The sequence below is a fragment of the Sanguibacter suarezii NBRC 16159 genome, assembly GCF_001552735.1.
GTDB lineage: Bacteria > Actinomycetota > Actinomycetes > Actinomycetales > Cellulomonadaceae > Sanguibacter > Sanguibacter suarezii.
Genome location: NZ_BCRT01000016.1, coordinates 193077 through 213898, shown reverse-complemented (window position 1 = coordinate 213898; position 20822 = coordinate 193077). Strand labels below are relative to the sequence as shown.

Here is a 20822-nt window from a genome sequence, read left to right as displayed (position 1 = left end):
GGACAGGACGTCAGGAGGTCGTCGCCACCGCGAACCGCGGAGCGATCGACTCCATCTGCTCCATGACGAGCTTGATCGCCTCAGGCTGCTGGTCCGGCGGGTACCCGTGTCGCACCAGCAGCCGTTTGATCGACGATCGCAGCTTCGCCTTGACGTCGTCGCGAACGGTCCAGTCGGTGCGGATGTCGGCTCGCATGACGGCGACCAGGTCACGCGCGATGTCCGCGAGCACGCCCGAGCCCTGCTCGGCGACGGCGGACTCGTTGGTCGCGACTGCGTCGTAGAACGCCAGCTGGTCGGAGTCCAGGGGAGGGGAGAACGTAGCCCCTCGGTCGGCCTCGACGGCGACCTCCTTGGCCACCTCGATCAGCGCGGCGATCACCTCGGCCGAGGTGAGCTGCTGGTTGGTGTACTTGACCATGAGCTCTTGCAGCCGCTGCGAGAACGCCCGCTGGCGCACTACGTTGTGGCGGGTGACCGCGCGGGTCTCGGACATGATGAGCTGACGCAGCGCCTCGATCGCCAGGTGCGGGTTCGCGGCGGCCTTGGTCCGAGCGATGAAGTCGGTGTTGATGTCGCTCAGTGAGGGTTTGGGCATGCCCGCTGCCCCGTAGATGTCGAGCACCTCGCCGGAGACGACGGCGGTGGCCATGAGCCGGTTGAGGGTGCGCTGGACGTCGTCGGGTACGGGCTCACCGCGGGCCTGGCGTTCCTCGGCGTCGAACTTGGCCATCCAGACGCGGACCTCTTCGAAGAAGCGCGCGTCGTCTGCGACGTTCTCGAGGGCGGGAGCGCGCCCGCACAGTGCCCAGGCGCGACCGAGCTGGCCGGAGAGCTTGCGGAACCGCGCGGTGAGGGTTTCCTCACCCTCGGCGACCTGGTTCCCGGGCGTGGCCGGATCGCGGAGGAAGTTGACTGCCGCTGTCACTGCGGAGATGTAGGCCCGTGGGCTGGGGCGGGCAAGTCGCGCACGCCAGCTCGTCGGGTCGAGCATCGCCCGCAGGGACTCCACCAAGGTCTGGGCGAGGGCCACCGCCTCCTCGAGGTTCCGGCCCTGGGTCGTGATCTCCGGATCGCCGGAACCGGAAGAGACATACTCCTCGAGTGCTCGCGCCAGGTTGTCCGCCACCGGCGCGTACGCCACGAGCAGCCCGTCCTGCTTCCCGCGGAAGGTCCGGTTGACCCGGGCCAGGGTCTGCATGAGCAGCGCGCCCTTGATCGGCCGGTCCAGGTACAGGGTGTGCAGAGGCGGAGCATCGAAGCCGGTGAGCATCATGTCCTTGACGATCACCAGCTCGAGCTCGTCGTCAACGTTCTTGAGCCGCCCCTTGATGAGTGCGTTCTGGGAGTCGCGGCGGACATGGTCGGCGACCGGGAGAGCGTCGCTCGCGGTCCCGGAGTACACCACCTTGATCCGCCCGGCCGTGAGGTCGTCGCTGTGCCAGTCAGGGCGCAGTGCGACGATCGCCGCGTAGAGATTCGCGCAGATCTCCCGGGTGGCGCCGACGATCATCGCCTTGCCGGGAGTTGCCGGCCGGTCGGACGTCCCGAGCGCCTCGAACATCGCCGCGCGCCGGGCTTCCCAGTGCGTGACCAGATCGGATGCCAGCTCGGCGATGCGGGCGGGGGCGCCGTAGACGGCGTTGACCACCGCAACGTTCTGCTGGATCCGGTCCCGCTCGGTGTCGTCGAGACCCTCGGTCGCCTCGTCGGCCGCCCGGTCGATATCCTCTTCGGTCAGCCCGTCGGCGAGCTGCACCTTGATCAGCCGGCTCTCGAAGTACACCGGCACGGTTGCGCCGTCGTCGACCGCACGGGAGAGGTCGTAGACGTCGATGTAGTCGCCGAACACGTCGCGGGTGTTGCGGTCGTCGAAGGAGATCGGCGTCCCGGTGAAGGCGATGAGGGTCGCATGCGGCAGGGCGGTCTTGAGGTGCCATGCGTAGCCGTCGAGGTTGTCGTAGTGGCTGCGGTGCGCTTCGTCCACGACGACGACGATGTTCCGCCGCTCGGAGAGCACCGGGTGCGCCGCGCCAGCGTCCCGTTCGGCTTTGCTCAGCCCGAACTTCTGCAAGGTGGTGAAGTAGATCCCGCCAGTGGTGCGTTCGCTGAGCTCGCTGCGCAGCTCCTCACGGCGCAGGATCTGGCGAGGTGCCTCGGGCAGCAGCAGCGATTGGGCGAAGGTTTCGTAGAGCTGACCGTCGAGCTCGTTGCGGTCGGTGATCACCACGATCGTGGGGTTGCGCAGCTTGGGGTGGCGGATGACGAGGTTGGCGTAGAGCTCCATCTCCATCGACTTCCCCGAGCCCTGCGTGTGCCACACGACGCCCGCCTTGCCGTTACTCTCCACGGCGAGCACGGTCTTGGCCACGGCCTTGGACACCGCGAAGTACTGGTGCGGTTTGGCGATCCGCTTGGCCAGTCCGCCGGAGTTCTGGTCGAAGGCGACGTAGCTCATGAGCAGCTGGGTGAACCGCTCCTGGTTGAACAGCCCGTAGAGCGCGTGGTCGAGCGGGGTGGTGGGCACGCCGTAGCCGTCCTCGGCGCCGGTGTCCTCATCTGTGTCGCCAGCGCCGGATGCATCCCCACCTGCGGACAGCGGTTCCCCTCCCTCGGTGACGTTCCAGGGGGAGAAGTGGTTGAGCGGGGTGAAGGGCGTCCCGTACTTGGCGGTGATCCCGTCCGAGGCCAGGGTGAGCACCGCGAAGCGGAAGGCGAGCGGGAACTCGCGCAGGTACGTCTGCAGCTGGGCATGCGCGGCGGCGACATCGGCGTGCGCGCTGCCGGCGTTCTTGAGCTCGACGACGGCGACCGGCATGCCGTTGAGGTAGAGCACCACGTCGAAGCGGCGCGTGTGGTCCCCGGAGACGATGGTGACCTGGTTGACGGCGAGCCAGTCGTTCTCGTGCGGAGAGGTGCTGATCAGGCGGATCGTGGGTGTCTGCTCGGTGCCGGTGTGGTCGATGTACGTGACACCGCGGAAGCCGTCCACGAGGGAGGTGTGGATGCGGTGGTTCTCCGCCATCGCATCCTGGGAGGTGGGAGAGGCGATGATGTCGAGCGCCTGGTCGAGGAACTCCCGCGGAACGTCCGGGTTGAGCCGCACGAGCGCCGCGCGCAGCCGAGGCCGGATGAGCAGCTCGTCCCACGACTCCCGCTCCACCGTGCCCGACGCCGTGGCTCCGCCCGGAGCGATCGCCGCACCGTGGAGCGGGGCCCACCCGAGCTCGCCCAGGGTCTCGAGCGCCATCTGCTCCCAGGCGTCTTCAGTGAGGTTCATGCTGTCTCCATCGGCAGGTTCGGTGATCGGGTCCAGTGGTTCGCGTCTCGCTCTTGCCCAACCGTTGTTGTCGGAGTCGAGTGACCCTTGACGTCGGTGTGAGCTACCCGAGGGCTGCTTCGGTAGCGGATGTGGGAAGTGATGGCCTGTCCACGGCGACACCGACGTTCAGGACGGGCGTTCCCTCGCCGGGTGTCGGTGGGCTCTCGTTGGAGACGCCGTACGGGATAAGGACGCTGGCAACCTCCTTGGCTACCGGGTCCAGGTGGCCAAGCTGGTCGTCGAACATGATGTGCGGCTTGAGCACACGAAGCACTCGTCCCTTGTCGACCCCGCCGAGGAAGAACGCGTCGTCGATCTCGACGTTCCAGCTCCGCAGGGTCTTGATGGCCCGTTCGTGGGCGGGCGCCTGTCGGGCGGTGACGACGGAGACGCGCACCCGGGGTGAGTATCCCCCGTCAGAATCGGCACGTACCCGCTCGATCTCTTGCACTCGACTGAGTGCGGTGAGAAAGTCACGGAGCGGTCCGCGGCGCAGTGGTGTGAACCGGTTGGCGACCTCATGCTCAAGGAATGACGTGAGGTCCCCTGACTTGTAGATGCGTTCCGAGCCGTCGTCCGCGATGACACCGTCGAAGTCGAAGGCCACCCGCAAAGAGTCATCGTCGTCCGCGTCGCCGTGGTCCACGGCCGCTGACCCGAGCACCAAACCGGCAGGGTGGCCCAGGGCCATCGCCTCCTTGACGTCGTTCTCGTTGCCTGAGAGAAACAGCGAGATGTCGAGAGCCGGGATGTACTCGAACGGTGCACGTCCCCGAGTGAAGGCGGCACGCTCGATCGCCAGGTCATAGTGCTCGATCGACCGCATGAGCCGCAGGCCCGTTGTCGGGTCGTTCTTGGAGAGGATGAAGACCTCGACGAGCTTGCTCCCCGACCGGAGGTCATTCAGGCCGAGGAGCCGCTTGATGAAGGGGAACGCGACACCCGGCGGGAGTGGGTCGCCGACGTGTGTGTCCTGGAACGCCCGATACTCCTCGATGCCCTGCTCGAAGACCGCGTGGGACTCGGTCAGGTCAAACAACGCGCTAGACGCTACGCCGATGACGAGGCGCTCGCTGAGGTCGTATCCCATGTCTAGTTCGCGGTGACAGCGAGGACGCCGTCCATGCCGCGGTTGGGGTGGTAGGACCATGACACCGTGATGTTGTCCCACGTCTCGGTCTGGCGGCCGTCCTGTGAGGTGGTCTGGTCCATGTGGGAGATCACCGCGGACGGCGTGTTGAGCTCACCGAGCAGGCAGGCGATGTCAGAGAACTCAACACCTGTGTAATCTTCCTCGCCCTTGTGGTTAAACGTCAGGCTCAAGTTCTTGTCGGCAAGGGTGATCCCTGGGGTGCTCGTGAGCTCGCAAGCCGTCGCCGCATCCAGCAGCACCGCCCGGTCCGCGCGGGCGCTGGACGAGTCCTGGAGCGAGGTGACCACGAACATCCCAGTCGCCCCGAAGATCGCACCGACGACGCCGGTCGCTACCGGGAGTAGCCAGGCGGGACGCTGGGAGGGGGAAGCAGGAGACGCAGGAACCCATCCGCCGCGAATGGCACTCGCGGGCGCTGACTCCGCGGTGGGCGGTGCTGGCGGGACTGGGGGCAGGGCGGACATGCGGGGACTCCTTGGAGGCTGGTGACGTGAGGTGGAAGGTCAGAGCGCGGACTCGACGACCCGTTCGGCATCGCGGACCCGGAGGGTGCCGGACATGAGGGCGGGGAGGAGTGCGTCGCGGGTTGCAGCGAGGGTGCGGTTCTCCGCAAGTGCGGCTTCCACACGATCGCGCACGGCGTCAATCTGCTTACTCATTGCTCGTGCAGCCTGCTCGCCGGGCCAGGGCACCTCGATGGACGAGAGGGTCGCCCAACTCGTTCTGGGCATACGTGTCCCTTCGCTCGCGGCGGCACATCGCTCGACTACTGCATCGGAGGCGAGTGCGGCAAGGAGGAAGCCCTTGAGTAGCGTGTCTGAAGCTCGCACGACGAGAATGTCGGTAGATGAGACGCCGTCGAACGGAGTTGCCGCGACCTTGTGAAAATACGGTCTGAGTTTCCCGAAGAGCACGTCACCCTTGGAGAACCGTGTTTTCGTGCTTGTCACGCTCTCCGCAGGTCCGAATTCACTCAGCCACATCTGTCGGCGCGGAACGTGCTCGAGGCCGACATAGGCCAAGTCTTTGGTGAATTCTGACGGTGCTATCAGTGCGCGAGGCTGGGTTGCCAGTTCGGCAATTGTCGCCGTCGAGTCCGCGCTCGCGGATGTCCCCATATACCATGCGCGCACCAACTCGTCGGAGGTGGTGGCGAGGTTGGTGTTGGCGGCGATCTTGTCGTCGAGTGCGCCCAGCACCTCAGCGATCGCGCGCTGCTCGGAGAGAGGAGGCGTGCGTAGGCGATACGCCAGGAAATCGGCTTGGCTCAAGTCAAGGTTTGTAGTGCCAGTGCCTCGAGCTCGGCAGTATGCCCTGTAATTCGGAGCTCGGAGTGCCCAGTAGAGATAGTCTCGATCGATGTTCGACTCCGAAATGTCAAGGCGCATCGTGTCTTGAGTGAGACGACCGGCTGGCACGCTGATAGGGACCCGGGCGACAGCTCCAAGGAGATCGGCAGAGTGGGTCACGTCCTTAAGAGAAACGTAGAAATCGCCAGGATTGACTCGCGTGCGTGCTGGAGTGTCACCTCCGTAGGTGCGGAGATTGTCGCCTCGAAAACCGCCATTCCGTTGGATCGTTCCGAGCCCTAGGAGGACTGGACCATCCATTCCAAGAAGTGCGCTCTTGTAGGACTGGCCGCGCTGAAGTTTCACGTGTTCGCCGAGTGCTGTGTAGTCAGCCACGTTCGATCAGCTCCAACTGCTCGCGCACGACCTGCTCGAGTCGTGCTGACTCATCGAACTGCTCCAACAACAGCGCGGACAACCGCGCAATCTTCTCCTCAATCGGCTCGCCGTCGTCGGCCACCTCAGCCGCGCCAACATACCGACCCGGTGTCAAGGCATAGCCAGCCGCCTTGATCTCCGCGAGCGTTGCGGACTTGCAGAAACCCGGCACGTCCTCGTACATCGACCCAGCAGCGACTGCCGAGGGGGTACCCCGCCAGGCGTGGAAGGTGCCAGCGATCTTGGCGATGTCCTCGTCGGACAGCGCGCGCTCGGCGCGGTCGACCATGTGCCCCAGCTCGCGCGCATCGATGAAGAGCACCTGACCGGTGCGGTCGACCGACCCCTTGGGCCCAGCGGTCTTGTCCTTGGCGAAGAACCACGTGCACACCGGGATACCTGTGGACCGGAACAGCTGGGTGGGCAGGGCGATCATGCAGGAGACGAGGTCGGCCTCGACGAGCTGGGCACGGATCTCTCCCTCACCGCCAGAGTTCGAGGACATGGAGCCGTTTGCCATGACCACGCCAGCTGAGCCGCCCGGGGCGAGCTTGGAGATGATGTGCTGGATCCAGGCGTAGTTCGCGTTGCCGGCCGGCGGCACGCCGAACTTCCACCGGGGGTCGTTCTCGGACCGGGCCCAGTCCTTGATGTTGAACGGCGGGTTTGCCAGCACGTAGTCCATCTGGACATCGGGGTGAAGGTCCCGGGCGAAGGTGTCGCCCCAGATGGTGCCGAGGTTGGCGTTGAGGCCATGGATGGCGAGGTTCATCTTCGCCATCCGCCATGTGCGCTCGTTGTTCTCCTGGCCAAACACGGAGATCGCTGTGCGGTCCCGGTCGTGGCTCTCGAGGAACTTCTCGGTCTGCACGAACATCCCACCTGATCCGCAGCACGGGTCATACACCCGGCCCTGGTGCGGCTCGAGCACCTCGACGAGGACCTGCACCACGCCGGGGGGCGTGTAGAACTCCCCGCCGCGCTTGCCCTCGGCGCTGGCGAACTTGCCGAGGAAGTACTCGTACACCTCACCCAGCACGTCGCGGGCCCTCGTAGCGCCCTGGCCGGTGAAGCGGGCGCTGTTGAACAGGTCCATGAGCTCGCCCAGGCGCCGCTGGTCGACGTTGTCCTTGTTGAACAGGCGCGGCAGCGTCCCACGGAGAGCGGAGTTGGAGCCCATGATGAGGTCCATCGCGTCGTCGATGAGCTCGCCGATCGTCTTGGACGGTTCGCTTCCCTGGGCCGGGCGGCCCTTGGCGTTCTCTGCGAGGTAGTCCCAGCGGGCGGTGATCGGGATCCAGAACACGCCGCTGCCGGTGTACTCGTCCATGTCGTTGACGAAGGTGGAGATCTGCTCGGGGGTCATGCCCTCGGCCGTGAGCTCGGCGGTGATCTGCTCGCGGCGTTCGGTGAAGGCGTCGGAGACGTACTTGAGGAAGACGAGGCCGAGGATGACGTCCTTGTACTGAGAGGCGTCCATCGACCCGCGGAGCTTGTCGGCGGCCTTCCAGAGTGTGTCCTTGAGCTCCTTCATGGTCGAGGGGACTGCCGGGGCGGAGTCCTTCTTCTTGGGGGGCATCTCAGCTACTTTCCGTTGATTCTTCGGTGACGTCAGCAGTGGGCTCGAAGGTGAGCAGGGTGCGGGCCGTGCCCTCGAGGACAAGGTCTTTGAGCTCGCGCAGCAGCTCGACCTGGCGTTGGGACGCCTCGAGTGCGTCGTCGACCGCTAGTGCGGCGCGCGCTGCCGGAGCGAGCTGGTCCCGAGGGAGGACCGGGACAGGCGTGGTCTTCCACGAGCGCTGGCTGGGCTCGACTCCGTGGGCATTGATCGCACGGCAGATCAGGTCGGGGAGCAGCCCTTGCTTGTCGTCTCGGCTGCGCACCCGCAGAACCCTAGCCGGAAACCGGACCAGGGATGCGCCGTCGGGATCGACGACCGCACGGAGGCTGCCGGCGGCGACGAAGATCACGTCACCCGGTTCGGTGAACTGGCTCCGCGGGTACGTGGCCGCCAGCGTGAGGTGGTCGATGGACAGGTCCGACGCGAGGTCGAGCGAGTCGTCGACGACCCGTGCACCACGGCCAGGCGTGAGATGGTCGGAGGCCAGTCGGTGCCCCGGTACGAGGACGAGGGCGCCCGACGCGAGCAGGCCCTCGATGGTCTCGACAGACCCCCGGGGCCCCATGTCGGGAGCCGCGCCGGCGGCATGAGTCGTCTCGACCATGAGAGCCGGTGCCACCAGGGTTCGGGTGGCCTCGTCGAGATGACGAGCCAGGTCGCCGATACGCAGGGCGAGATCTGGTCCGGTCTGCAGAGCGGCTGCTCCGGTCGTCCAGGCGAGAGGGCGGGGCCGTGCGTCCACGAGGTGCTGTGAGCGTGCGCGCACGGAGTGAGCGGCCACCCGACGGGAGAAGCGGAAGGCATGCGAGCGCACAGTGTCTTCGTTGCCGAGTGCGGCCAGGACGTCGTTGACCAGGTCGGTCGTGACGTCGCCGGACAACGTGCGGTCACGCAGGTCGGCCGTCGTGGTCCACTGACGCTCGCTCGGAACGTCCGGGTGTGCGTCGCCAAGCACCCACAGGGCTAGATGCTGGCGCGGTCGGCCGGGGAGCCCGCCGGCCGGGAGCGTGACGATCGACCGGATGCGGTCGGAGCGCAAGATCTCAGCCCGTGCGTTGGTGTCTGCGTGGTCTCGCAGACGATCGACCAGAGCCTCGGCGGGGGCAAGAACGACTGCACGCTGGGCGGATCCCAGCTCCAGGAGCAGATTGTCGACTGCGTCCAGGACGGACCCTGGACCCGCAGCGCCGCGTAGGTGGGCCACGACCACGGAATGTGCGAGGAGACCCGGCTGGGCGTCGTCGGCCAGCTGACGGTGGCCGATCCCGCGAGAGCGCAGACGCCTGATGGCACCTCGCGAGGCAGGGCCGGTCTGGGCGGCCGGTGTATAGGCGACCATCTCGATGTTCTCGGGCAGGCGGTCTCGTACGGCGAGCAGGACGTCCCCGTTGCCAGGAGAGACATCGATGAAGGACGCCTCAGCGGAATCCGTGGCGTCGCCGGTGTCATTGGTGAGCAACGCGATCGCAAGGTCACCCATGAGCGTCGCGGCCGCGAAGGAGAGCGCCTCCTCGTCGCCGCGGCGGATGCGCTCGGTCCTCTCAAGAGTCTCCAGTGCAGCGGTAGGGGTGAAGCAGGCGTCCGCGAGGGCGTCGGCGTGAGCTGTCGCGGTGGCCAGTGCCGTCGCGGTCAGCCCTGCAACGGCCGCGATCTCGGTATAGAGGAAGTGGTCGCCCGGATCGCACTCATCAGCGAGGTCAAGCAGGTCGGGGCCTGTCATGCCGGCCAGGAGCTCTCCGGTCAGTGCCTTGAGGCACAAGAGCGAGGCGAGGTGACCTGCACCGTCCGGTCCTGCGAAGGGGACCGGCAGCTGGGTGAAGGCAGCAGCATCCGCGCGGACCTCCCGGTTGTTGCCCAGGTCCGTCTCCTCCAACCACTCCACGACCTCTAGGGCGTCGAAGAGTGGGCGTGAGCTGGTCGGGTCGATCGGTGCGGGGAAGGGCTGGGTGGTGTGCGCTTTGCGCCTGCGCCACGTGGTGACGACCGGACGCTGGACGCGGGCCAGACGAGCGACGTCCGACAGTGACATCGTGGCGGGGGTCAGTGTCGTGGAGGAGGCGGACGTGCTGGTCACTGCGGTCTCCTCTCGTTGGCCTGTGGGTTGATCGTACGGGAGGTCGGAGCCCCAGAGGCGCTGTCGATGATAAGGGGGCTTATCGCCGATTCTCTTGTCGCCGGTCCAGAGTCTCTCTACCTTCATGACCAGTGAGAAGGCCCGCAGCGTGGTCTTCCAACACAGGCAAGGAGCAACCCATGAGGTACATCCGTGCGGTCCACGTCGACTCACCCGGTACCCGCAACGAACACATCAGCTCGGTCAAATACGCGTTCTCGACCTCGGGCGCGGTATTCACCGCCACCCGTGAGGGAGTCGCCGCCGAGATCCGTGCCGGACACACCTACCGGACACACAACGACCAGACAGGGGCCGAGGCTCCGGTCATCGCCGCAACCAGCTCATCTGGCCGGCCGTACATCACGACGGTCGCGGACGGGCGGGAGAGCAACAACCTCCTGGGCCTGCCGCGGTTCTGAGGCTGTCGCTACCGTCCGGCTGCCCGTCCGCACACAGACTCTCGAAGAGAAGAGATGACCATGACTGATCACCTGCCCCAGCCCGGCCCGCCGGCCTCACAGCCCTTGACGCCTGCACCACAGTTCCCTGCCCCTCCCGCGAAGAAGCCCAAGAAGTCACGGCCCGTGCTTGTGGGCGCGATCAGCGGAGCTGTCGGCCTCGTCATCGGGATCGGCATCGGCGGAGCCGGCGGGGGAGAAACCGACTCGGGGAAGGTGACGGCCACTTCATCGGCTGCCGCAACGACCTCGGGCACGGAGGAAACGACCGAGCAGGAGACCGTGGATACGGTCGAACCCACCCCGGAGCCCTCCGCGACGCCAGCGGCCGCGGAAGGGACTCGTGCCAACCCGTATGCGATCGGTGAGACGGTCGGGAACGACGACTGGTCCGTAGTCCTCTCCGCCCCGCGTGAAGCGGCGGCAGAGGTCTCGGCCGAGAACCAGTTCAACTCTCCGCCCACCGCGGGCTTCGAGTTCTACATCGTCCCGGTGTCGGCGACCTACACGGGGGCGGATACCGGCACCGCGTGGCTCGACCTGCGGGTCGCCTTCGTCGGGTCGGACGGCGTGACGTACTCCGACAGCTGCGGCGTGATCCCCGACTCGCTCAACGACGTTGGTGAGCTCTACGCCGGCGGGATTGCCGTGGGCAACACGTGCGTCGCGGTCCCGGCGGGCGCCGACGGACTCTGGACGGTCAGCGCAGGGTGGAGTGACCCGGTGTTCTTTACGGCCGCCACGACCTGAGCGTCTCCGGACGTCAGGCAGCCGTCTGACGCGGCGGAAGGGGAGGCGGGATCTCGGCCCGGCAGGGGGCTGGTCGGGATCCCGTCCTAGCCGTCGTACGTTGTAGAACCCCGCACCACCAACCGGCAGTCGAGGGTCTCGATGCCGGGGCGCTCTCGGCCGGCGATGGCGTCGATGAGGCGTTCGGCGGCGCGGCGGCCCAGGGCCTCGAAGTTCATGTCGATGCTGGTCAGTGCGGGGCGTGAGCCCTCGACGAGGACCTTCCAGTTGTCGAAGCCGATCACTGCGACATCGCGGGGGACGTCGACGCCGCGCCCGCGCAGCGCCTCCAGGGCGCCGCGGGCGATGAGGTCGGAGCCGCAGACGATCGCGTCGATGTGGGGGTCGCGGTCGAGGAGGGTGAGAGCGGCGCTGCGGCCCCAGGCCTCCGACCAGCTGCCGTAGAGGACCTCGCCCCCGGCGAGCGAGAGCCCCGCGGCGGTCAGCGCCAGCTGCACGCCCTCGCTGCGCTCGCGAGCCGCGAGGTACGCGACGTCGCCAGAGATGTGGGCGATGCGACGCCGGCCGGTCGCCACGAGGTGCTGGGCGGCGAGGGTGCCGCCGTGGGTGTTGTCAGGGATGACCGAGGCGTCAGCGGGGTCGAGGGAGGGCGCGTAGGCGTAGACCACCGGGACCGGCAGGTTGCGCCCGAGGGTGGGGCGCGCGTCGGTCTGCCCGCCGACGACGATGAGACCGTCGACGCGGCGCGAGAGCAGCGCCCGCAGGTGGTGCTGCTCGCGGATCGTGTCGCCGCGGGCGTCACAGAGGAACACCGACATCTGGTCCGCGCCGACGGCGTCCTCGGCACCCATGAGGATGGGCAGGGAGAACCGTCCTTCGAGGTCGTGGGTGAGCAGCCCCACGGTCCCGGTCTGCTTGCCGACGATGGCCCGGGCGAGCTGGTTGGGCGTGAAGGAGATGCGCTCAGCCGCCTCGACCACCCTGCGGCGAGTGTCCGGGTGGACGTTGCCCTTGCCGTTGAGCGCCTTGGAGGCGGTGGCCACCGAGACCCCGGCGAGAGCGGCGACGTCCTTGAGCGTGGCGTTCCTCGGCCGTGCGGCGACGTCGTCATGGACAGGCATGGGTCTCCCAGCGAAAACTGTTGATTCGTTACCGAACTGTAGCCCAGGAAATGTGGCCTTGACCACGCCGTCACGCCGAGGCTACGGTCAGAAAACGGTTTCGGAATGTTGCCTCACGGGGTGCTTTTCGACAGTGGCTGGTCGTTGCCGACCGCGCCATCGGCACGCAACTACGCGCGCGGCCTGCAGCACTCGCACATCTCATCCACGTGCGCTCGGGACTCAAAGAAGAGGTTCGCCATGGCTCCCGGTCGCACACCCCTTGAGGAGATCCGTTGAGCATCCTGACCTCCGGCCTACGCCGGACCGCCCCCCGACCCGCCCGGCGCCTGACCGCCGCCCTCTCCCTCGCTGTTGTCGGTTCGCTCGCCCTCGCGGCCTGCGGCTCGTCCGCCGACGACTCAGCAGCCTCGGCAGACACGCTCACCGTGTGGCACTACTTCAGCGACGCCAACCAGGTGAAGATCATGACCGACTACGCGGACATGTTCGAGGCCAGCCACGACGGCGTCACCGTCGAGAACGTCTTCGTCCCCTACGACCAGATGAACTCCAAGCTCATCTCCGCCGCCGGCGCCAAGACCGGCCCCGACGTCGTCGTCTTCAACGGCGCCGACGCCGGCACGCTCGCCCTCGGCGGCGCGCTGGCACCCCTCGACGAGCAGTGGGACGCCTTCGCAGACAAGGACCAGTTCCCCGACTCGGTCGTGCACACGATCGACGACACCACCTACGCCGTCCAGGGCTACGTCAACCTGCTCGGCCTCTGGTACAACGCGGACATCCTCGACGAGATCGGCGTCGAGGCGCCCACCACGATCGACGAGCTCGAGGCGGCCATGGCCGCTGCGAAGGACGCGGGCTACGCCGGGATGACCCTCTCCGGGCTCCCGCAGTCCCAGGGTGAGTGGCAGGCTTTCCCGTGGCTCTCGACCGAGGGCTTCACCTACGACGCCCCGGACGCCGGAGCCCTCGAGGCCGGCCTGACCCGCGTGCGCAGCTGGGTGGAGAACGGCTACCTCACCCAGGAAGCCGTCACCTGGGACCAGACCGTCCCCTTCCAGAAGTTCGCCGCCGGCGGGGTGGCCTTTGCCCAGAACGGCAACTGGCAGATGGGCACCGCGGCCTCCGACGCGGACTTCGAGTACGGCGTCGTGCCGCTCCCGCTGGGCGCGGACGGCCAGGTCTACCTCGGCGGCGAGGGCGAGGGCATCGGTGCCTTCAGCAAGAACCCCGACCTCGCCTGGGAGTACCTGGCTGAGACCTACTACAGCGCGGACGGACAGCTCGTGGCCGTCAACAACGTGGGGTCGCTGCCCAGCCGCGCGGACGCGGGCCAGGACGAGGCCGTGACCGGCAACGCGCTGCTCCAGCCGTTCTCGGAGACGATCGCCCGCTTCGGTGCGAACTACCCCGCCTCGGTCATCCCCGCCGCTGCCGTCGCCGACGTCCAGCTGACCGTGGGACAGGCCTGGAGCGCGGCGATCGGTGGACAGAAGTCTCCCGCCGACGCCGCCACCTCCGCCGTCTCCACCCTTGACGGACTCCTGAAGAAGTAAGCCCGGACGGCGCCGCAGGCGCCGACGCCAGGTCACCTCGAGACAGACAAGGCCCATCGAATGACAGCACCACTGGCGTCGGCGCCCTCGCCGACCACCCTGACCCCCGGGACGCGCGCCCCGGCCCCTCGAGCGCGCACCGGCCTCAAGCGAGGGAACAAGCTCGCCTTCCTCGCCCCGGCCGCGATCTTCCTCGCCCTGTTCAGCGTGTACCCCCTCATCACCCTGGTGCGCATGAGCATGTCCGCGGTCAACGCCGCGACGCTCAACGGCGACTGGGTCTTCACCGGCCTGGAGAACTTCCGCACCGGCTTCGCCTCGGGGGAGACCACCCAGGCGCTGTGGCGGACCGGCCTCTTCGTCGTCGTCGTCACCGTCGTGGGCATGGCCGGCGGCCTCGCCGCCGCGATCGCGCTGCGGACCACCGGGCGGTGGTCCGGCGTCGTGCTCGCCGTCATGGTCTTCGTGTGGGCGCTGCCCCCCGTGGTCAACGGCAGCGTGTGGAAGTTCCTGCTCGGTGACGCGGGGCTGATCAACACGATCATCCTCAAGACCGGGCTGACCGACACCGCGATCCCGTTCCTCTACGACCAGCACTGGGCGCTGGCCTCGGTGGCCTTCGTCAACTCCTGGTCGGTCATCCCCTTCAACGCCCTCGTCTTCCGCGCTGCGCTCATGGGCATCGCGCCGGAGACCTTCGAGGCCGCAGCCCTGGACGGGGCGAACAAGTGGCAGGAGATCCGCCACATCATGATCCCCGCCGCCCGCCCGACGACGCTCGTGCTGTTCGTGCTGACCGTCGTCTTCGCCTTCCGCAGCTTCGACCTCATCTACGTCATGACCTACGGCGGCCCCGGCACGGCCACCAACACCCTGCCCTTCCTGGGCTACCTGCAGGCCTTCGTCCGGTACGACTTTGGCCTGGGCTCGGCGACGTCGGTGTTCACCGTGCTGTTCGTCATCGTCCTTGCGGTCGTTTACGCCCGCAGCATCCGCCGTGAGGAGTCGGAATCGTGAAGCAGACCGCCGGACCCGTGACCACCACGATCAAGGTCCTCCTGACCCTCCTGTACGGCGTCCCGCTGTTCTGGATCATCCTCACCTCCTTCAAGAGCTCGGCCGACGTCATGTCGACGCAGTCCTCGATCTTCTTCCGGCCGGTCACCACGGCCTACGTCGAGGCCTTCAACGGAGAGCTGTTCACCGCGCTGGGACAGTCCGTGACCATCGCGGTGGGCACCACCGCCCTGACGATGCTCATCGCGATCCCCGCCGCCTACGGCCTGGCCCGGACCTCCGGGTACATCACGACCATCGGGCTCGGTCTGCTCATCGTCTTCCAGATGATGCCGCAGACGGCCAACGTCATCCCGCTCTTCCAGGTCTTCGGCAACTGGGGGCTGCTCGACTCCGTCGCCGGTGTGATCGTCGCGGACACCGCGCTGCTCGCCCCCTTCGCGATCATCCTGCTGCGTCCCTTCTTCCGTGGGGTGCCCCCCGAGCTCGAGGAGGCCGCGTCCATCGACGGCTCGGGCATGATGCGCACCTTCTTCTCGATCGTGCTGCCCATCGCCCGCAACGGGATCTTCACCGCCGGGACCCTCGTGCTCCTCATGTCCTGGGGCGAGTTCCTCTACGCGGTCAACTTCTTCCTCTCCCCGGGCAGCTACCCGCTCAGCGCTCTGCTCTCCCAGCAGGTGTCGGCCTTCGGCATCAACTGGCCCGGCCTGATGGCCTTGGCGGTCCTGACCTCGATCCCGGTCCTCATCGTCTTCTCCTCCACCTACAAGCTGCTGCGCGACGGACTGACCGTCGGCGCGGTCAAGTGACCCCTGAACCACTGAACTGGAGCTAGTCATGTCTTCCTCCGATCGCGCCCAGAACCTGGGCGACCTGGCTGCCACCGCCAGCACAGCCACCGCCGCCGCCCGCCGCACCAGCCTCGTCTACTCCGGCGCCGACCGCGGGCTGCCGATCGCGCCGTCCGCGGGCCGGCTGCGCCCGCTCGGCCTGGGCGAGGTGCAGATCACCGGCGGGTTCTGGGCTGACCTGCAGGCCCTCAACTCCTCCGCGATGATCGAGCACTGCGAGGCGTGGGTCGAGCAGATGGGCTGGACCACGAACTTCGACGCGGTCGTGGCCGGCACCATCGCTCAGACCCGGCGGGGGCGGGAGTTCTCCGACTCCGACGTCTACAAGCTCATGGAGGCCATGGCCTGGGAGATCGGGCGCACCGGCGACGAGGCGATGAACGCCCGCTTCGAGGCGCTCGTGGCACGGATCGCCCCGGTCCAGGAGGCTGACGGCTACCTGTCGACGAAGTTCGGCCGCCCGGGCCAGCAGCCCCGGTACTCCGACCTGGAGTGGGGCCACGAGCTCTACTGCTACGGCCACCTCATCCAGGCCGGTGTGGCGCGCGGCCGGACCGCGGGTGCGGACCAGTTCGTCGAGATCGCCGTGCGCGCGGCCGACCACGTCTGTGAGGCCTTCGGCCCTGACGGCATCGACAACGTCTGCGGGCACCCGGAGATCGAGGTCGCCCTCGTCGAGCTGTACCGCTACACCGGGGACCGCCGGTACCTCGACCAGGCTCAGCTCTTCGTCGACCGCCGCGGCCACGGGCGGCTCGGGCAGATCGAGTTCGGCGCCCAGTACTTCCAGGACGACCAGCCCGTCCGCGAGACGGCGATCATGACCGGTCACTCCGTCCGCGCCCTCTACCTCGCCGCAGGTGCCGCCGACCTCGCCATCGAGGAGGGCGACGACGAGCTGCTCGCAGCGATCACCGCACAGACCCTGGCCACCCTGGCCCGCCGCACCTACCTCACCGGCGGGATGGGCGCCCACCACGAGGGGGAGTCCTTCGGGGCCGACTACGAGCTGCCCTCCGACCGCGCGTACTCCGAGACCTGCGCGGGCGTGGCCTCGGTCATGCTCAACCAGCGCCTGCTGCTGGCCTCGGGCGAGGCGGCCCACGCCGACGCCGTCGAGCGCACCCTCTACAACGTCGTCGCGACGTCGCCCGCCCAGGACGGCAAGGCCTTCTACTACACCAACACCCTGCACCAGCGGGTCCCGGGCACCGTCCCGGACGCCACCGAGCCGAGCGCCCGCGCCTCCTCCAGCCTGCGCGCCCCGTGGTTCGAGGTGTCCTGCTGCCCCACGAACGTGGCTCGCACCGTGGCCTCCCTCGGGTCCTACCTCGCCTCCGCGGACGACGCCGGGACCCAGCTCCACCAGTACGCCTCGGCCGAGGTCGTGGCCCCGCTCGGGGATGGCCGCACGGTCGGGGTGAGCGTGGCCACGCACTACCCCCACGACGGGCTGGTCCGGGTGACGATCACCCAGGTGCCCGAGGCCGACCAGGACGCGGAGTGGACGCTCTCGTTGCGGGTGCCCGCCTGGGCGGAGCGCGCCGTGCTGCGGACCGGCGGCGTCTCCACGAGCGTGGACGCCGGCTACGCCCAGGTGCGACGCGCCTTCGCAGTGGGCGACGTCGTCGAGCTCGAGCTGCCCGTGGTGGCCCGGTGGACCTGGCCGGACGCCCGCGTCGACGCCGTCCGCGGCCAGGTCGCGGTCGAGCGCGGTCCGCTCGTGCTGTGCCTGGAGTCCACGGACCTGGGCGCCTCGGTCAACACCGTCTCGGTGGACACGAGCCTGCCCCCCGTCGAGCTGGACGGCGCCGTGCTCGTCTCGGCGACCACGGTGGACCCCCACGACACCCCGTGGCCCTTCGGCCCGGACGCCGACGCCGTGGCTCCCGAGCGGGTCACCGACCGCGGACTCGTCCAGCTGGTCCCGTACCACGCCTGGGCCAACCGCGGACCGTCGACCATGCGGGTGTGGATGCCGGTGTCCTGACCCCCTGAGCCGGCCAGCCAAGCCCCCCCTGCTAACCCTGGCTGGCCTGGGGCCCCAGGAGATCACGCAGCCGCGTGGTCTCCTGGGTGTCCCACCCTTCGGGAGCGCCGAGCGCAGCGAGCCCGTCCACGTACGCCTCGCGGTAGTCGTGGCCATGGCCGGAGGGCACGTCGCCGGCCACGAAGAGATCGAAGGTGACCTGCCAGAAGGTCACGATCGGCACCCAGGTCATCTCCATCCGGTCCGGGCCGGGCTGGGAGATCCAGTCGGCCTCGCGCCACAGGAGGTCCGGGGACCACCAGACGATGGCGTCGGAGGCGTGCTGGATGTAGACGATGTGCGGCGTCTGCCAGGTGCCCGGGAAGTCCCAGATGTTTGCCGCGCTCCCCACCTCGGTCCCGAAGCGGACCTGGCGGCCCTCCTCGTAGACGGGGCTGTACTCGAGGCTGCCGGGGTCGCGGTTGTCGGTGAAGAACTGCCAGTTCGCGGTGGCGTTGGGAGTGCCGACGAAGAGCGCGCCGTCAGTGCGGGCGCTCATGTCTTGCAGGCCGCTGAACGCACCCTGCGCGCCGTAGCTGCCCAGAGAGATGCCGAAGGCCAGGAGGAACGGCCGGTCGTCGGCGGGCTTGGCCGACCACGCCGCGTAGACGGCTTCGTAGAGCGCCTTGCCCGCGGCCGGGGGAGTGGACATGTCGGAGACGAAGCTGATCCAGCTCGGGAGGAAGGAGTACTGCATGGCGGCGGTCGCGGTGTTCCCGCCGTGCATGTACTCCAGGCTCTGCGACATGGACGGGTCCACCCAGCCGGTGCCCGTCGTCGTGGTGACCACGAGGATGTCCCGGTCCCAGGCGTTGGTGCGATCGAGCTCAGCCACGACGAGCTCGGCTGTCGCCTGGAGGGACTCGGCGGAGTCGGGAGCGGAGTCGGTGGCGGCGGAGTCCAGCCCCGCGTAGACCCGGATGGGTTCCATGACGTCCGCCGGGGCGATGACGTCCCCGCCCGCGACGAAGTCCTGGATCTGGGCCACCGACGGACCGCCGGAGACGAAGCCGCGACCTTGCTTGCCCAGGGTCTCCCAGGAGGCGAGCGACTCCGGCGATCCCGACCGCTCGGGGGAGGTGGGTCGGACCGCCCCCGCCGGAGTGGTCTCGTCAGCCTTGGCGTAGACGGAGTTGAGGGCGCTGAGCGTCCCGTCGATGAGGCCACCGTTGACCACCACGATGGTGACCGCGGTGACCGCGACCGCGGCGACGAGCCGGGCCACCCGCAGCGGGACCCACCGGCCCAGCACACGGGCGGCCCACCGGGTGCACCTGCGCAGGGTGCGCCCGATCTCCAGCAGGACGAGAGCCAGCAGCAGAGCGAGCCCGAGCAGCGGGATGGTGTGCAACGGGCCGGGGGGCTCCATCCCGAAGAGGGTGCGCAGGTCGTTCTGCCAGTGCGAGCCGAGCACGAGGAACCACGGGACGAGCACCACCGTGGCCAGCGCCAGTCCCCACCACAACACCCGGGTCACCGACGGCGGCCACGGGGTCCGGAAGCCGAAGCGGCGCAGCACCCAGCCCAGGAAGGTCCCGATCGCGTAGCCGCCGATCACTGACAGCCCGGTGAGCAGGGCCTGGTAGAGCCACTCACGCGGGATGAGGGACGGCGTCATGGAGATGCAGTAGAAGGTCAGCGCGAAGGCCAGACCCGTCGGGGAGAAGGTGCGGCCGTACCGCGCGAGAGAAGCACCGAGCCCCGACAGGATGTGACCGTTTCGCTCCATGTTGTGAGCCTAGTGGCTTTGGCTGTCCTCGCCTCCGATGAACTCGGTGACGTCGTCGGGCAGGCCGTCCTCGTTCATGTCGGTGCTGCGGTCGGCCCGGCGCGCGTCTGCGCGCAGCGCGAGCGCTGCGAGCGAGGCCGCGATGACCGACGCCGCGAGCACAGCGGCCTTCGCGGCGTGGGCGTGCACGGAGTCCGGCGGGAAGGACAGCTCGGCGATGAGCAGCGAGACGGTGAAGCCGATGCCTGCCAGCAGACCGACCGGGAGCAGGTCCCGCAGGCCGATGCCCGGCGCCAGGCGCAGCGGGGTGAGCTTGGTCAGCAGGAACGTGGTCCCGAGCACCCCCAGGCACTTGCCGACCACGAGCGCCACCATGATCGCCACCGCGACCCCCTGGCTGAGGACACCCAGGACGCCGTCGTCGACGAGGGAGACCCCGGCGGCGAAGAAGGCGAAGACCGGCAGGGCGATGCCCGAGGAGATCGGGCTCCACACGCGCTCGAAGCTGTGCGTGCGCGGGTGGTGCTCACCGTGGATGAGGAGAGCCGGGACAAGGAAGCCCATGAGGACGCCGGCGACGGTGGCGTGCACCCCGGAGGAGTGCACGAGGACCCAGATGACCACGGCGAGGGGGAGCAGCGCCCACCTGTGCACCCGGCGTGCGGTGACCAGCATCCGGAAGACCACGAGGGCGACGACGGCCAGGCCCAGCGGCACCCAGGACACGCTGTCGGTGTAGAAGACCGCGATGACCACGATCGCCAGCAGGTCGTCCACGACGGCGAGGGTGAGCAGGAAGGTGCGGATGGCGGCGGGCAGCCCCCGCCCGAAGACCGCCAGCACCGCGAGGGCGAAGGCGATGTCCGTCGCGGTGGGGATCGCCCACCCGTCGATCGCGGAGGTGTCCCCGGTGAGTTTGAGGACGAGCACGAACAGCAGCGCCGGGACGGCCATGCCGCCCACGGCCGCCAGGATCGGGACGCCGGCCCGTCGCGGCTGGCGCAGCGACCCGGCGACGAACTCGTACTTGAGCTCGAGCCCGACGACGAAGAAGAAGATCGCCAGCAGCCCGTCAGCAGCCCATTGGGCGAGGGTGAGGTCGAGGTGCAGCGCCTCCGGCCCGATCGTCGTGCTGGCGAGCGAGGCGTAGGCGTCGCGCCACGGAGAGTTCGCCCAGACGAGGGCGGCGGCCGCTGCGATGATCAGCAGCAGGCCGCCGGTAGTCTCGCGGGTCACCCACGCCGTGAGCCGTTGCAGGCCGGTGGGCGGGGTGTGTGACGGTGTGCTGGCGGGCGTGCTCATGCTGCTCCCAAGGGGTCGACGACGAGAACACCGACCAGTCTTCCCGGCACACCAAGGGGTAGAT

15 protein-coding genes are annotated in these 20822 nt (G+C 68.4%); 6 read left to right on the top strand and 9 right to left on the bottom strand.

Annotated elements, in window-relative coordinates; all coding sequences use genetic code 11:
• Nucleotides 1-10 precede the first annotated feature (10 nt).
• The 6 genes from SS2_RS11660 to SS2_RS11635 form a co-directional block, all read right to left on the bottom strand.
• Nucleotides 11-3280 carry a type I restriction endonuclease subunit R gene (locus SS2_RS11660; RefSeq protein ID WP_066464232.1) on the bottom strand — a complete coding sequence of 1090 codons (3270 nt, stop codon included), beginning with the start codon at nucleotides 3278-3280 and terminating at the stop codon, nucleotides 11-13.
• Nucleotides 3281-3383: 103 nt separating this feature from the next.
• On the bottom strand, nucleotides 3384-4412 hold the full coding sequence (locus SS2_RS11655) for a 5'-nucleotidase (RefSeq protein WP_083942165.1): 1029 nt from the start codon (nucleotides 4410-4412) through the stop codon (nucleotides 3384-3386).
• A gap of 2 nt (nucleotides 4413-4414) precedes the next feature.
• On the bottom strand, nucleotides 4415-4939 hold the full coding sequence (locus SS2_RS11650) for a hypothetical protein (protein WP_157607316.1): 525 nt from the start codon (nucleotides 4937-4939) through the stop codon (nucleotides 4415-4417).
• A gap of 39 nt (nucleotides 4940-4978) precedes the next feature.
• On the bottom strand, nucleotides 4979-5863 hold the full coding sequence (locus tag SS2_RS17040; RefSeq protein ID WP_245643557.1) for a restriction endonuclease subunit S: 885 nt from the start codon (nucleotides 5861-5863) through the stop codon (nucleotides 4979-4981).
• Between the two features lie 289 nt (nucleotides 5864-6152).
• The gene (locus SS2_RS11640) at nucleotides 6153-7781 is read right to left on the bottom strand and encodes a class I SAM-dependent DNA methyltransferase (RefSeq protein WP_066464227.1); all 1629 of its coding nucleotides are present in this window, start codon (nucleotides 7779-7781) and stop codon (nucleotides 6153-6155) included.
• Nucleotide 7782: 1 nt separating this feature from the next.
• On the bottom strand, nucleotides 7783-9897 hold the full coding sequence (locus tag SS2_RS11635; RefSeq protein WP_066464220.1) for a hypothetical protein: 2115 nt from the start codon (nucleotides 9895-9897) through the stop codon (nucleotides 7783-7785).
• A 179-nt stretch (nucleotides 9898-10076) separates the two neighbouring features.
• On the opposite strand from SS2_RS11635, the gene SS2_RS11630 reads away from it, so the two are divergent.
• Both SS2_RS11630 and SS2_RS11625 read left to right on the top strand, forming a co-directional pair.
• Nucleotides 10077-10358 carry a DUF3892 domain-containing protein gene (locus SS2_RS11630; protein ID WP_066464218.1) on the top strand — a complete coding sequence of 94 codons (282 nt, stop codon included), beginning with the start codon at nucleotides 10077-10079 and terminating at the stop codon, nucleotides 10356-10358.
• 60 nt (nucleotides 10359-10418) lie between these two features.
• Entirely contained in the window at nucleotides 10419-11147 is a 729-nt protein-coding gene (locus SS2_RS11625) for a hypothetical protein (protein WP_157607314.1), read from the top strand.
• Between the two features lie 86 nt (nucleotides 11148-11233).
• Here SS2_RS11625 and SS2_RS11620 read toward each other — a convergent pair whose 3' ends face one another.
• Nucleotides 11234-12268 (bottom strand): LacI family DNA-binding transcriptional regulator, encoded by a 1035-nt coding sequence (locus SS2_RS11620; RefSeq protein ID WP_066464214.1) that lies wholly within the window; start codon nucleotides 12266-12268, stop codon nucleotides 11234-11236.
• A gap of 275 nt (nucleotides 12269-12543) precedes the next feature.
• On the opposite strand from SS2_RS11620, the gene SS2_RS11615 reads away from it, so the two are divergent.
• From SS2_RS11615 to SS2_RS11600, 4 genes are read left to right on the top strand one after another with little or no spacing between them, the layout of a single operon-like run.
• Nucleotides 12544-13827 carry a sugar ABC transporter substrate-binding protein gene (locus SS2_RS11615; protein ID WP_066464212.1) on the top strand — a complete coding sequence of 428 codons (1284 nt, stop codon included), beginning with the start codon at nucleotides 12544-12546 and terminating at the stop codon, nucleotides 13825-13827.
• A gap of 60 nt (nucleotides 13828-13887) precedes the next feature.
• Entirely contained in the window at nucleotides 13888-14844 is a 957-nt protein-coding gene (locus tag SS2_RS11610; protein WP_066464206.1) for a carbohydrate ABC transporter permease, read from the top strand.
• Nucleotides 14841-15656: a carbohydrate ABC transporter permease gene (locus tag SS2_RS11605; RefSeq protein WP_066464204.1), complete on the top strand. Its 816-nt coding sequence runs from the start codon at nucleotides 14841-14843 to the stop codon at nucleotides 15654-15656. The genes SS2_RS11610 and SS2_RS11605 overlap by 4 nt, the downstream gene beginning before the upstream one ends.
• Nucleotides 15657-15684: 28 nt before the next feature.
• Nucleotides 15685-17688 carry a glycoside hydrolase family 127 protein gene (locus tag SS2_RS11600; RefSeq protein ID WP_083942163.1) on the top strand — a complete coding sequence of 668 codons (2004 nt, stop codon included), beginning with the start codon at nucleotides 15685-15687 and terminating at the stop codon, nucleotides 17686-17688.
• Nucleotides 17689-17719: 31 nt separating this feature from the next.
• Here the strand turns inward: SS2_RS11600 and SS2_RS11595 are convergent, their stop codons facing one another.
• Both SS2_RS11595 and nhaA read right to left on the bottom strand, forming a co-directional pair.
• On the bottom strand, nucleotides 17720-19456 hold the full coding sequence (locus SS2_RS11595; protein ID WP_066464202.1) for an alpha/beta hydrolase: 1737 nt from the start codon (nucleotides 19454-19456) through the stop codon (nucleotides 17720-17722).
• 9 nt (nucleotides 19457-19465) lie between these two features.
• Nucleotides 19466-20758 (bottom strand): Na+/H+ antiporter NhaA, encoded by a 1293-nt coding sequence (nhaA, locus tag SS2_RS11590; protein WP_066464199.1) that lies wholly within the window; start codon nucleotides 20756-20758, stop codon nucleotides 19466-19468.
• Nucleotides 20759-20822: the final 64 nt, after the last annotated feature.